11 protein-coding genes, 1 pseudogene and 1 riboswitch are annotated in these 13,890 nt (G+C 44.1%); of the genes and pseudogenes, 4 read left to right on the top strand and 8 right to left on the bottom strand.

Features of this window, described 5'->3' with window-relative positions; all coding sequences use genetic code 11:
• Positions 1-9: 9 nt before the first annotated feature.
• The 7 genes from BLP85_RS05905 to BLP85_RS05875 all read right to left on the bottom strand — a co-directional run bounded on the left by BLP85_RS05905 (position 10) and on the right by BLP85_RS05875 (position 6,769).
• Positions 10-243: a zinc-ribbon domain-containing protein gene (locus BLP85_RS05905; RefSeq protein ID WP_092819195.1), complete on the bottom strand. Its 234-nt coding sequence runs from the start codon at positions 241-243 to the stop codon at positions 10-12.
• A gap of 54 nt (positions 244-297) precedes the next feature.
• Positions 298-1,215, bottom strand: coding sequence for a tRNA glutamyl-Q(34) synthetase GluQRS (gluQRS, locus tag BLP85_RS05900; protein ID WP_092819194.1), 918 nt, complete (start codon positions 1,213-1,215; stop codon positions 298-300).
• Positions 1,216-1,219: 4 nt separating this feature from the next.
• The gene (gene dksA / locus BLP85_RS05895) at positions 1,220-1,747 is read right to left on the bottom strand and encodes an RNA polymerase-binding protein DksA (RefSeq protein ID WP_092819193.1); all 528 of its coding nucleotides are present in this window, start codon (positions 1,745-1,747) and stop codon (positions 1,220-1,222) included.
• Between the two features lie 209 nt (positions 1,748-1,956).
• The gene (gene cpdA, locus BLP85_RS05890; RefSeq protein WP_092819192.1) at positions 1,957-2,766 is read right to left on the bottom strand and encodes a 3',5'-cyclic-AMP phosphodiesterase; all 810 of its coding nucleotides are present in this window, start codon (positions 2,764-2,766) and stop codon (positions 1,957-1,959) included.
• A gap of 10 nt (positions 2,767-2,776) precedes the next feature.
• Positions 2,777-3,397: an NUDIX domain-containing protein gene (locus tag BLP85_RS05885; RefSeq protein ID WP_092819191.1), complete on the bottom strand. Its 621-nt coding sequence runs from the start codon at positions 3,395-3,397 to the stop codon at positions 2,777-2,779.
• A 77-nt stretch (positions 3,398-3,474) separates the two neighbouring features.
• Positions 3,475-5,370: a phosphomethylpyrimidine synthase ThiC gene (gene thiC / locus BLP85_RS05880; RefSeq protein WP_092819190.1), complete on the bottom strand. Its 1,896-nt coding sequence runs from the start codon at positions 5,368-5,370 to the stop codon at positions 3,475-3,477.
• 110 nt (positions 5,371-5,480) lie between these two features.
• A riboswitch (TPP riboswitch) is annotated at positions 5,481-5,613 on the bottom strand.
• Between the two features lie 88 nt (positions 5,614-5,701).
• On the bottom strand, positions 5,702-6,769 hold the full coding sequence (locus BLP85_RS05875) for a hypothetical protein (protein WP_171259658.1): 1,068 nt from the start codon (positions 6,767-6,769) through the stop codon (positions 5,702-5,704).
• A gap of 277 nt (positions 6,770-7,046) precedes the next feature.
• On the opposite strand from BLP85_RS05875, the gene abuO reads away from it, so the two are divergent.
• The 4 genes from abuO to BLP85_RS05855 all read left to right on the top strand — a co-directional run bounded on the left by abuO (position 7,047) and on the right by BLP85_RS05855 (position 11,891).
• Positions 7,047-8,399 carry a multidrug efflux outer membrane protein AbuO gene (gene abuO / locus BLP85_RS05870; protein WP_092819189.1) on the top strand — a complete coding sequence of 451 codons (1,353 nt, stop codon included), beginning with the start codon at positions 7,047-7,049 and terminating at the stop codon, positions 8,397-8,399.
• A gap of 94 nt (positions 8,400-8,493) precedes the next feature.
• Positions 8,494-9,210, top strand: coding sequence for a phosphate signaling complex protein PhoU (phoU, locus tag BLP85_RS05865; RefSeq protein ID WP_092819188.1), 717 nt, complete (start codon positions 8,494-8,496; stop codon positions 9,208-9,210).
• 390 nt (positions 9,211-9,600) lie between these two features.
• Positions 9,601-10,938 (top strand): glycosyltransferase family 2 protein, encoded by a 1,338-nt coding sequence (locus tag BLP85_RS05860; protein WP_228143251.1) that lies wholly within the window; start codon positions 9,601-9,603, stop codon positions 10,936-10,938.
• Entirely contained in the window at positions 10,935-11,891 is a 957-nt protein-coding gene (locus BLP85_RS05855; protein WP_171259657.1) for a hypothetical protein, read from the top strand. The genes BLP85_RS05860 and BLP85_RS05855 overlap by 4 nt, the downstream gene beginning before the upstream one ends.
• A 129-nt stretch (positions 11,892-12,020) precedes the next feature.
• Here BLP85_RS05855 and BLP85_RS05850 read toward each other — a convergent pair.
• Positions 12,021-13,822, bottom strand: a pseudogene (locus BLP85_RS05850) (ABC transporter ATP-binding protein).
• Positions 13,823-13,890 lie beyond the last annotated feature (68 nt).

The following is a 13,890-nucleotide window of genomic DNA, read 5'->3' as shown; positions in this document are numbered from 1 at the left end:
TTCGGACGATCAATCTGGCCGAGCATGGTTTAACACTGTGCTCGGCATTTCGGTTCCACAGTGTAAACATTTCACAAATTCTCCTTTGGCTTTTGAGAGGGGAATCAGTGGGATAAAAAATAAAGAAAAATAATTACGCTGCTGTTTTAATTCATAGGCACTTCTGGTTCTGCATACCGGACATAAAAACTGATTTTTCTCGACCACTTTGGTTTTAGGGCCAATGCCAAATATAAAAAACATCGTGATTCTGCCATGACTGGTGTAGGTGTTTTTAGCTTAACGATAATCCGAGGTTTATAAATAGCTGCCGTGTAGCTCAGTTGTATGTGGAATGAAGTCTGTATTCCACTGGGCAATGGCCTGTTTCAGCATATTTTCCGGTATGTCTAAATCAACTTCCGGCTGGTGCAAGGCGCGAATGGCTTGCTGCAATAATTCGGGAGCACGCTTCAGATCGAGTGCTTGGGCCAGATTCTGTTTAGAGAGTTTTTGTCCCTGAGCGTTCATTGCTAAAGGCAGATGCATATATTCAAGTTGCGGATAACCCAGCAGCGAACCGAGCCAGATTTGCCGTTCGGTATTATCCAGCAGATCTGCGCCGCGAACCACATGGGTCATGCCTTGCAGATAATCATCGACCACCACTGCCAGCTGGTAATTGATAATGCCATCACGGCGCTTCAACACAAAATCACCCAGGTCGTATTGCAGATTGGAACAGTGTGTACCTTGCAGGCGATCAGTGAAACAAATGGTCTGATCTGATACTTTCAGACGAATGGCTTGCTGCTCGAAAGGCAGGTTTAAATCGCGGCAGGTTCCGGCGTAGATATGATTGGAACCGAGCATTTTACGGGTGCACTGGCAGGCATAGACCCAGCCTTGCTGATGCAGATGTTCTATGACATATTCATAAATATCGAGGCGGTCTTTCTGGAAAATGATCTCGGCATCAGGCTCAAACTGGAATGCATCGATTGAACGCAGGATATGCTCTTCACTACCTGGGTAAATCCGGGGAATGTCGGTATCTTCAATCCGCACCAGCCATTGACCCTGATGGGCACGGGCATCGCAATAACTGGCCACCGCTGTAATGAGTGAACCAAAATGCAAAGGGCCGGTTGGCGATGGCGCAAACCGACCCACGTAATTCTCTTCTGCTTTCCCTCCCTTTCTTAAAGGGAGGGTCAGGGAGGGATTACTTAACACAGTATTAACCGTTATTTTGCTTCTCTTTGATTTCTGCCAGGGTTTTGCAGTCAATACAAAGGGTAGCCGTTGGACGTGCTTCAAGACGACGCAGGCCAATTTCAATACCACATGTTTCACAGAAACCGTAATCGTCGTTTTTAATCGCTTCGATAGATTGCTCAATCTTGCGGATCAGCTTGCGTTCACGGTCACGGGTACGGAGTTCGATGGCAAACTCTTCTTCTTGTGTGGCACGGTCATTCACGTCAGGCAATGCGGTATTTTCGTCTTGCATGGTGTTTAGGGTGCGGTCTACTTCAGACATCAACTCTGCTTTCCATGCCATCAAGATCTGGCGGAAATGCTCAAGCTGTCCTTCAGACATGTATTCTTCATTTTTTTTAGGCTGATAAGGTGCAATACCAAATAAGCTAGCAGTAGAACCACTTTCTGACGCTTTTGGCTTTGTTTTACGCACGCGTTTGGTAGATTTTTCATCTACAACATCAGTTTGTTCGTCCAAGACTTGATTTTGGTTGTCATTCGCCATATAGGGCATTCCTCATCATATGCGTACTATCTATACGCAAAAAATATGGTGATATGCAAGTGTTTTTATCCAACCCTAAGGAGATTTTCCTTCGAGGGTCGTCATCATATAGACTTTTTGTGCTTTTTGATAGTCTTTGATGCTTGGATTCTACCGAGCATGCTTCCTTTAGAAGGCATAAAGTAATAGAAAAAAAACAAAATGAAAAGTTAATAACCTGAAATTTCACGATTAATTTGTTGTCGTGCTGTTAGAACTCGGTGAATTTGGGTTTCAAGCTCACCATTGGCTTTCAGATGCAGGACACGAAAACCTGGAGCTTCATCATCCAGGGCAAAATCTTCACTTAAGGGTTTGAACTGAATACAGGTGGATGGGGTAGAAATAAACTGGATGTGCTGCCATTCATGGCACGAATCCTGATGCACATGACCAAAAATAACCGCTTTGACATTGCTGTGCTTGGCCAGAATATCGGTTAAATTTTCAGTATTTTTCAAGATGTGCTGATCGATCCATGTTGATCGCATTTCAAAAGGATGGTGATGACATGCCACGATGACGAATTGCTGTTGCAGTTTTGCTAAAAGTACCTCCAGTTGTTGCAGTTGCTCTTGTTTAATCCAGCCGTCGATTCTGTCTTGTACTGCACTGTTTAATAGCACAAAGCTCCATCTGCCAAAATGAATGGCCTGTGCTTCGTCTTTATTTTGGTAGAACGGGAAGATATCAATATTGTCATGATTACCCGGAATCTGATAAAACGGAATCCCTAGCCGCTGCATAAAAGACAGATAACGGCTATAGGTTTCTGCAACCGGGACTTGAGCCAGGTCACCCGTATTGATAATGGCATCGACATTTGGATATTGCTGTCGAATTTGCTGCATAACCGATTGAAAGCTGTGTTCTGGATTCATGTGCACAAATTCTAAATCTTCCTGATTCATCAAGTGTGTATCTGAAATTTGAATAATGGTCCAGTCTTGCTGGTCTTGATTATTGTTGGATAAAGTCATGTCTGGCTCCTTAGACATTCCTTGTTGTTTTAATATGTTGTTGCAGCCATTGCAAGGCCATTATGACCGGTGCATTCTTTAAACGGCCATTACTCAGTAAAATCGTGATCTGATCATAATCAATGATATGCAGCTGAATGTTTTCTCCTTCATCCGGCATGCCAAAGATTCCGCCTTGCTGCGGAAGATGTGCCTGGGCACTATATAAGTGGAACAGTTCAGAGCAGGCCCCAGCTGAAGGATAAAAGCTGAATAAATGCTGTAACTGATCAATCTCGCAGCCCGATTCCTCTAGACTTTCACGGCGTAAGCAGTTCTCTGGTGATTCATTGCCATCGAGAACACCGGCAATAATTTCCAATTGCCAGGGGGATTCTGGATCATCCAGCGCACCGACACGGAATTGCTCAATCAGGGCAAATTTTTGCTGGGCATCATCATAAATCAGGACACCTGCGGCTTCGGGTCGGTGAATCAGTTCGCGCTGCATGACTGGAGTGAATTCGCTCTGGTTAAATAAGCGATGACAGAGATTCACTTTTTCAACCTGAATGAAGCCACGAAAAAGATATTCACGGGACTGAACTTGGACTTGGTCGCGATGATAGGTCGCTTGTTTAATAATATTCATATAGCTCAGTCAGGATGAAAATCATACACTCATCCTAACTGAGAATTTCATGAAAATAAAAGATTTTTTTTTCAGAATTACAGCTTGTGGTATAATTTTTGACCATGTTCATGATAGCTGGTTTTCATGGCATTCAAACCTGCTTCAATCTCTGTATCCTGTTCTTGGCGCTGTCCCTCGTTACTTTGATTTTTCGCATAATCTCTCACATTTTGAGTGATTTTCATGGAACAGAATTTAGGACCACACATGGAACAGAAATGTGCCGATTTGTGCGCTTCTTTCGGCATGGTTTCATCATGCATACTGCGTGCAGTATCCGGGTCCAGACTCAAATTGAACTGATCTTCCCAGCGGAATTCGAAACGCGCTTTGGATAAGGCATTATCACGCACCTGCGAACCCGGATGTCCCTTAGCCAGATCGGCGGCATGGGCGGCAATTTTATAGGTGATGATGCCATCTTTGACATCTTTCTTGTTCGGCAGGCCTAAATGCTCTTTAGGTGTGACATAGCACAGCATGGCCGTACCGTACCAGCCAATCATGGCAGCACCAATCGCTGAAGTAATATGGTCATAGCCCGGAGCAATATCGGTGGTTAAAGGGCCCAGAGTATAGAAAGGCGCTTCCTTGCACACTTCCAGTTGCAGATCCATATTTTCCTTGATCATGTGCATCGGTACATGCCCGGGACCTTCAATCATCACCTGTACATCATGCTCCCAGGCACGATGAGTCAGTTCGCCCAAAGTACGCAGTTCACTAAACTGTGCTTCGTCATTGGCATCCTGAATACAGCCCGGACGCAAGCCATCCCCCAGGCTGAAGGACACATCATAGGCTTTCATAATTTCGCAGATTTCATCAAAATGCGTATAGAGGAAATTTTCCTGATGATGCGCCAGACACCACTGTGCCATGATGGAACCGCCGCGGGAGACAATTCCGGTTAAGCGATTGGCAGTTAAAGGTACATATCTTAAAAGCACACCGGCATGAATGGTGAAATAGTCCACGCCCTGTTCGGCCTGTTCAATCAGGGTGTCTTTAAAGATTTCCCAAGTCAGGTCTTCGGCCACACCATTTACTTTTTCCAGCGCCTGATAAATCGGGACTGTACCAATTGGTACCGGAGAGTTGCGGATAATCCATTCACGGGTTTCATGAATATTTTTGCCGGTCGACAAATCCATAATGGTGTCTGCGCCCCAGCGGGTTGCCCAGGTCATTTTCGCCACTTCTTCATCAATGCTTGAACCGAGGGCAGAGTTGCCAATGTTGGCATTGATTTTCACCAGGAAATTACGCCCGATAATCATCGGCTCAATTTCAGGATGGTTAATATTGGCCGGAATAATGGCACGGCCTTCCGCGACTTCCTGACGCACGAATTCAGGGGTAATTTCGGTCAGGTTTTTGGCCCCGAAGTTTTGCCCGGCATGCTGGCGTGCATCCACACCTTCCTGCTGGCGCTGATTTTCACGAATGGCGATATATTCCATTTCCGGGGTAATGATGCCCTGACGTGCATAGTGCATCTGGGTCACATTTTTACCCGCTTTGGCACGGCGCGGTTTTTGAATATGGGCAAAGCGGATGTCTGCCGTGCGAATATCTTTCAGGCGTTCCTGTCCAAAAGCAGAGCTCAGTGTATCTAAGCGTTCCGTATCCTGGCGTTCCTCAATCCATGTTTCACGCACATTGGGCAAACCTTTATTCAGGTTAATGGCCACGTTCGGGTCGGTATAAACGCCTGACGTGTCATAGACCATAATGGCCGGATTGTGTTCGCCACCCAGACCGGTTGGGGTCTCGGTCAGGGAAATTTCACGCATGGGAACCTGAATGTCGCTACGTGAACCTTGAATGTAGACTTTTCTGGAAGCGGGTAAAATTCGGGTGAGATCTTTGGCATCTTGCTCATGTTGAGCGGAAATATCTGTTGCAGAGCGATTCGTTAATTGGTCCATGGTAATGATCCTTGTGAATGACATCAACGAATCAAGCACGACCAAAAACGTGGCTGTTTTATCCGGATAGATTGATTGTAAAAATCAGCATGGATAAATTGAAGGCTTAGGTTTTTTGATGGCTTGATTCCTACGCAGGTCTTAACCTGATCAGGTTCAACGGTACTCACCATCAAATGCCATAGCTGCATATAGAATTTAGGTGATCTCAGCAAGTTATTACTCGCGCTCCGTCAAGCTATGCGTCATCTTAACATGCCGAACCACAAAAAAACATTCACATAAAATATCGCTTTTGCCTGGGGTATTGAACAGGGAGAGCGACCCAGGCTTAAAGACAAACCGCATCACTAAAACAGTCGCGCGGGTTGGAAAGGCTTAGATTTTGTAGACCTAAATATTCATCTAACTGTTTGAGTGCAAGCTGCTTTTCAGACATCGACTGTTGTTCTTTAGGGCTGAGCTGGACTGGAATTTCTTTTAAACGCTGCTGTTCAGATAATTGCAGAAATTGCAGAAACTTGTTCGCTTGAACGGCTAAATGTGAATTTTTGACCTGGGCTAATTTTTCAATTTCATCCAGCGAACTACTTTGGATGGCATATTGATCCAGATAAGTATCCGAGACAGGTGAATCACTCATGCCTTTAAATAAAAACAGGGTATACATCTGTAAAAGATACTCAGCATCTTTGCGATAGCTGCTCTTTGGATATTGATTTAAATAATCTTCCCAAAATAAAGCTCGGGACACAATTTCGTGCGGTTCAATAATTAGGATTTGATCTGAAAATACCGGTAGCATATTTTGGCTAGCCAAATTTTCGATAAAGACCTGTTCGGCTGGCGGCATATAAGGCGCAAAAATTCTGGCTAAATATTCAGGACTGCGGCGATAATTAATCTGGCCTTTACCGCGATCATATAACTCTATATAGGCTTGCCCTTTATGTTTTAATAGATATTGATCACGTAAATTCAGTTGTTCAAAATGGTGTTGTTGAATGGTCGGATGCTGCGATAAATCAAAAGCATATGCTTCAAAAGCGACTTGTTGTGACGCGGTTCTATCCACGCTGAGAAAGCTGTCGTACATTTGATTGGACAGTTTTAATAAATGTTGTTGTTCCGCTAATGTCGACAGCGGCAAGCATAACTTGAGATCCTGATTAATCTGTTCCAGTGCAAAAGTGGTGCGTTCGGCATTAATGGCCAGCATGTTTTTTTCAAGATTTTTGCATAATAACGTTAAATCTACCGTTTCATCTTGTTGTGATTGTTTTTGTACCTGTTCTGGGATAGGTTGAGGCTCGGGTTTTTGACACCCGATGAGAAGGATAAAAATAAACAAAGGAAAGCATTGCTTAACAGAAAAATTTGTTTTTAAAGGCACAGTCATTCTATATCGGGTATATGCGGCAATGATTTGTAGGGTATGCGGGTATTGTATAACTGAAAAAGTCTTTGTTTTTGTAGTGTTGTGGAGGGTTTTGGTTACGCGCTGTGATGATGGACAAGTTCGATGAAGGCCGATGGATCAAGCATGTACAGAAGGTAAAAATTAATAAAAATCATACGGAAAATTGAGAAGATCATTTTAATATTGCATAGTTTTTATTATAAATATGCGTGTCTATGGATGGTCGCGGGTCGCTAGTAGGGATTTACTATAAAAAATGGATATTAAAATACTCATTGGTGCATGGGCGTTGTTGTTCAGCTCATGGAGTCATGCTTTAGATTTGGTGGAAGCCTATCAGCGGGCAAAAAACAGCGATCCCAATTGGCAAGCCAATCTTTTACAGTATGAAGCAGATCAACTCAATTTCGGCATTGCCAAAGGGAATTTACTGCCAACGGTGACTATTTCTGGAAATGTGGCGCGTAAAAGCCAGCAGACCAGTGACAGCACTATACCGGGTTTTCCTTCCGATGCATTTGCGGCTTCATCGTCCACCACTCGACAAATTGCCATTACTGCACGCCAGCCGATCTTCCGCTGGGATGTCTGGGAAGGTTTAAAACAGGTCAAAACGTCCGTCAGCCTGAGTGAAATCACTTTACAATTGCAGCGCCAGGAACACATTTTAAATGTTTCTGAAAGTTATTTTAATGTATTGCGTCAGCAGAGTTTAACCGTAGCCAATCTTCAGGAAGAAAAAGCTCTGTTCGAACAGCTGAATGTCATGAATGCCAAACTGAAAGAAGGCCTAGTGGCAAAAAGCGATGTCAGTGAGGCCAATGCACAATATGAAAGTGCCCGGGCCAACCGAATTGCCACGCATGTGCAACTGGTTTTGGCACAGGAACAACTGTCCCAGTTAATCGGACCCTATCAAGAAAGTCTAGCCGTACTCCGGGACGATTTTCAATTTCAGAAGCCTTATCCAGCAGATCTGGATGCCTGGACAGCGCTGGCACTCAGCCAGAATCTTTCTGTTCAGCAGGCACGCATACAGCAGCATTATGCAGAAGACCAGAAGCGGGTAGAAAAAGCCGCCTTATATCCACAAATTGAGGCGGTAGGGACGTATGGTTATATCAAGCAGTCCCCGCAAAATGTGGTGTCCAGCGATGGCAAGTTTGACCAGATTGGCGTAGAGATGAACTGGAACGTTTATACCGGGGGCAGAACACAGAAATCCATTCAAAAAGCCGCGGTGAACGTGAAAAAAAGCGAATCTCAACTGGATGCTGCGATTCGCAAGGCCAATACCGATGTGAAAAAATCTTATATGCAGGTAGAAACCGATCAAGCCAAATTGCAGGCACGAAAAGCTGCCATGGATTCCTCGGAAGTGGTTTCCCGGGCCTCTCAGGCACAATATCAGGAAGGCTTAAAAACCATGGTCGATGTGCTGCTGGCCCAACGCAATGCTTTTTCTGCCAAACAGGATTATTTAAACGCAAAATATGATTATTTGATTAATGTGCTGCGTTTAAAAGCATCGGTCGGTAAATTGACCGAAAAAGACCTTGAAGAAATGAATGCCTGGCTGGTTGACAAGTCGTTCAAGCCGGCCGGCTAATCTTGCAGTTTTTGTCATAAAAACTTCATAGTTGATATGCTTTAATATTGAACACAATCATTCATTTTAAAATCGCTGTTGTGGAGTACGTCCCTTGCCAAATAATCCGGTGTTAAATCACCATATTTCTTCGCAATTTAATGAAGATTTGCAAGATGTAAATACCAAATTCATGACCATGGGGGGCCTGGTCGAACAGCAAGTGGCCAACAGTATTCATGCCTTGTTGGATACCGATGCCACTTTAGCGATTGAGGTGCAATTTCAGGACAATGTGGTCAATCGTATGGAAACCGAGATTGATGAAGCCTTGACCCTGATTCTGGCACGCCGTCATCCTGCTGCAATTGATTTGCGTATGGTCATTGCCATGTCCAAGGCCAATACTGACCTGGAACGTATTGGTGATGAAGCGGCAAAAATTGCCCGTATTGCACAAAATTTATGTGAAGAGGGCAGTTCACCGCGTGGTTATATGGAAACCCGTCATATTGGCAATCAGGTTCGGGTGATGATTCATGACGCCCTGGATGCCTTTGCCCGTCTGGATGTCGATCAGGCTTTGCGTGTGCTGCTGGCCGATGCCGATATTGACCGTGAATACCAGTCTGCGACCCGTACTTTAATGACGTATATGATTGAAGATCCGCGGCATATTTCCCGGGTCATCAATGTGATGTGGGTGCTGCGTTCTCTGGAACGGATTGGCGACCATGCCCGCAATATTTCTGAACAAGTCATTTATATGGTCAAGGGTTTAGATGTACGCCATACCAGCGTAGAAGAGATTGAACAAAAAGTTCAGCGTTAATTACTAGAATAATTAAATAAAAAGCCTGCAATTTGCAGGCTTTTTTGTTTCAAAAATTTCTTTATCAGCAGGGGGGGGGCTTAATAACTCCCTAGCTTAAAAATCTTTATTAATAGAGTGTATAGAAAACAATAACTTGAAATAGGCAATACAAATTATCTTAAAAAAGTGTGACTTATTTATCAAAAAATATACAAAGTGATATATTATTATACAAAATGCAGGTTGTTTTTAATAGAAAGCAAAATTTGCTCTTGGCGAAATAATGATTTCATGGGTATCTAAAACTCCCTATAGGCACCTAAAGTCATGATCTGTTGCAACACTTCCGGACTTTACTAAAAATAATTCTGCACAAATTTTATTGGGTGAAATATTTAGAGAATATTCATGATCATTGATGAAAGTAAAAGAGAAGCTTCTCAAATTTACTTTTCTGTGCAGTTAAAGTTTATTGTCGCTCTCATCGGTGCCTGTTTTTGGACAGTCTTTTCCATATGGATTGCCCAGAACTGGATGTATGATCTCAGCCGACATATAGGCCATTTTGCAGCTGTTTTCCTGATTTATGGCATTGCCATTATTCCGGGCTTTATGAATTCATTTGCGGCTTTAAGCTTGATGATGGATCGAAGACCCAAAAGACAGCCATTGTCTACTTATCCGGGTATTACCATGCTGGTCGCTGCTTATAATGAAGCCGCCTCAATACAAGATACTTTAGTGAGTATTGGTCTCCAAAAATACCCGGGTCCCCTGCAAGTCATTGTGATTAATGACGGTTCTCAGGATGAAACCGCAGCCATTGTCCGAAAGGCACAGCAAAAATATCCCTGGCTGACTTTACTTGATTTAAAGAAAAATGCAGGTAAGGCGCATGCATTAAATGAAGGTCTGAAACTTGCGGAACATGACTTGGTGATTACCGTAGATGCCGATTCTTATTTACATCGAGTCGCATTAATCAATATTGTCGAACGTTATAAGGCCGATCCACCCAACACACGTGCGGTCGCGGGCAAGATTCTGGTGCGCAACTCGCGTGAGAATTTGCTGACCAAAACTCAGGAATGGGACTATTTTCTGGGGATTGCGGCGACCAAGCGTATGCAGTCCCTGTATCAGGGGACCCTGGTGGCTCAAGGGGCTTTCTCTATTTATGACCGCAATGCCTTGATTGAGGTCGGTGGATGGCCCGAATGTGTCGGTGAAGATATTGTACTCACCTGGGCCTTGTTGAAGGCCGGCTATCGTGTGGGGCATTGTGAGGATGCCTGTATGTTTACCAATGCGCCCACAACACTTAAAGTGTTTATTAAACAGCGTCAGCGTTGGGCACGTGGCATGATTGAAGCCTTTATCAAACATCCCACCATTTTAATCAAACCGAGATTATCCACGTTTTTTATTTACTGGAACCTGGTTTTCCCCTGGTTAGATATTGCTTTTACCTTTGGCTTCATACCCGGAATCATTCTGGCCTGTTTTGGACATTACTGGATTGTGGGTATTATGACCCTGGCATTGTTACCTATGGCATTTTTGCTCGGCTTATTAAATTACTCGATTGAACGCAGAATGTTTGACGATCTCGAACTCAAGGTACGGAAAAACTTCAGTGGCTTTTTGCTGTATGTACTCATGTATAGTTTCTTGCTACAGCCTGCCAGTATTTTAGGGTATCTGGATGAATTATTAAGAACACGAAAAACATGGGGAACAAAATGAAAAACACAAAAATTACCATCTATATGCTTGTTCCTTTGCTTATCAGCATCACGACACCCAGCCTGGCAAGCGAATTAGAGCAAGAGCAGGCCCCAAGTGAACGTGCGGCCGGAACGGAATTCTTTTTCAGTGATGATAGCGAAGGCTTCCAAACCCGTAAATTATCAGCTGAATTTTTGCCTCGATATGAAGATGCTGACCATTATTTAGGTGTCCGGGGAAGTGCTTATCAGTATAGGGCGGATGAATGGCAGCGAGATGGCCAGAAAATTTCATTTATTGGACGTCACATTGAATCCGCTACAGCGAATGGCTGGGCAGTGGAAGCAGGGGTATTTGACCAAGGGGATCATACCTTGTTTACCTTTGATGGCAGTTACCGTACAGCGCTTGCAGAAAAGACGGCATTAGAGCTTTTTGCCAATCGTGACTGGGTTGAAACCCAAGCCGCTCTCGATGCTGGAACGAATTTTACCTTTGTGGGTGCTGCACTGGATCAGGGAATCGGTGAGCATGTCACCCTGGTTGGTGTTGCAGGGACACAATTCTTCTCAGATGATAACCGCCGTGATCATGGCCGTCTTCGATTGATCTATCAGCCTTCACTGGACTTGGGACTGACGCTTCAGGCGCGATATCGCACCTACCGGAGTACTGAAGAAGATGTGGGCAGGCAATATTTCAACCCTCAGGATTATGAAGAATCAATGCTGGCCCTCGGTTGGCGTCAGCGTTTTGCCGGATGGTCAGCAGGTTTAACGGCAGGCTTTGGGCGTGAAAAAATCAATCAGGAATCAAGCCAATCTACCCGGTTATTTGAACTGAACCTGCAAAGCCCTGTTCACGGGTCACAGTTTCTTCGTATGAATGCCGGTTACAACCGCAGTGCTTCTTTCTACGGTCCAGATTACAATTATCGCTATATCAAAGGGGAATGGATTATGCGTTTTTAATCCAGGCCCAGGATATGAATGTCATCGATTTACCAGCTTCCCTTGTTTTGACTAGCGGAAAGTTATTTTTGGAGAAGACCTTTCCATAGGGATCATACTGGAGATGAAAAGGCTTTTCGTCTTAGGTATTTAGCTATGGGTTTCTTCCTCGGCATCTTCTTCAAAGGTCTTGGCAATCTTTTCAATATTCAGGCTTTTGGCCATCGCATCAAAAATTTGCTTATACACCCCGTCCTGATGGTAGAGCGCCTCATGTTCGCCGTGCTCGGCAATATGACCTTCTTTCATCACATAGGTGTAATCGGCATCAATAATCTGCGATAAACTATGCGAAATAATAATGACGGTACGGCCTTGCTTGATTTGGTCCAGACTGTGCTTGATTTGCTCCGAGGCAATCGCATCCAGACTGGCCGTGGGTTCATCCAGAAAAATAATCGGCGGATTTTTCAGGAACATGCGGGCAAGCGCAATGCGCTGCTGCTGTCCACCGGAAAGCTGCAAGGCATCTGCATCATAGCCTTGCGGAAGCTGTAAAATCTGTTCATGGATAGACGCTTTTTTGGCAGCATCCATCACTTGTTCCAGACTTGCATCGGTCTTGCCATAACGGATATTTTCAAAAATACTTCCCTGAAAAATATGGTTTTTTTGTAGCACCAAACCAATGTGATCGCGCAGATATTGGGTATCGATCTGTTCCAGATGGATACCATCCAGTTTGATCTGTCCAGAAGCTGGCTGGTAAAATTTATCCAGTAAACTGATCAGCGTGGATTTTCCTGCACCGGACAATCCCACCAAGGCAGTGATTTTATTCGGCTGAATCAGCATGTTGATATTTTTTAAAGCATGGTGACCATTGGGATAATAAAACTCGACATTTTTCAGTTCAAATAGTCCATGAATGGCGGGCTTTAGAGTGCCGCTTGGCTCAATTTCATGATCGGCTTCCAGAATCCTGAAAAAGCTTTCCGAGTAAATCATGGCGTCATTCACTTCATCATAAATGCGATGCAACGAGCGAATTGGGGCAGAAACATTGTTGAATAGCAGCACGTGATACATGATCATGCCGATACTCATTTGCCCATTCAGCACAAAATAAGCGGTCAGGATAATAATCAGCACGATGCCAATCTGTTCAATAAAGGTTTTTAAGCCATCAAACAAAAACTGGTTTGCCGGGTCTGCATCTGATTCTGGGTCAGTTCTTTTTGTAATTTAAGCTGTTTGTCTGACTCGATGGACTCGCGGTTAAAGGATTTAATGACGGTAATCGAGTTAATAATACTTAAGATTCCCTGGCTCTTTTTCTCGCGGCCATCACGTAAATTACGCCGCCACCCGCCGAGTTTTTGTGCCTGTTTATAGGTCAGCCAAAAGTAAATCGGCACAATACACAGCGCAACCAGACCGACATAGGCATTGGCATAAAACATCAGGCCTAATGCCACAATTGCGCTGCTAAATAACGGTAAAATATCAATAAAGAAGATCTGAACCAGCCGGGTGAGGGAGCCAATCCCGCGGTCAATCCGGGTTTGCAATTTACCGGCCTGGTTATTGTCTGCATTAAAAAAAGCCAGCCGATAAGTCAGGAATTTTTCAATAATGCCTTGAGCCAAGTCCTGTGAAACAAAAATACGCAGCTTTTCGCCATAAAATTTTTGTCCAAACTGCACCAAGGCATTGATGACTTCCTTAGCCAATAAAATCGCGGAGATGGTGAGCAGAATATGCCAGCCCTCAGCCAGTCCCAAACCGGATTCAATCAGCCGGTTAATGCTGTCGACTGCATAGCGTAAAGTAAGTGCATTGACCTGAGCTGTGAGGGAGCCAATCAGGGTTAAAATTAGGGTGGCGACGACCAGTGAGCGATAAGGCTGGACAAAAGGACGAAGTTTTTGAAATAAGTGCCATATATTCATATGCAATTTTTATTTTCAATTTTGATTTGAGTCTAAGCCCGATCTGCCCCTGTCACAAGCGCATACAA

Origin of the sequence: Acinetobacter kookii (genome assembly GCF_900096895.1) — a bacterium.
GTDB lineage: Bacteria > Pseudomonadota > Gammaproteobacteria > Pseudomonadales > Moraxellaceae > Acinetobacter > Acinetobacter kookii.
The sequence above is the reverse complement of the archived record's forward strand: the minus strand, read 5'-3'. Positions and strand labels throughout refer to the sequence as shown.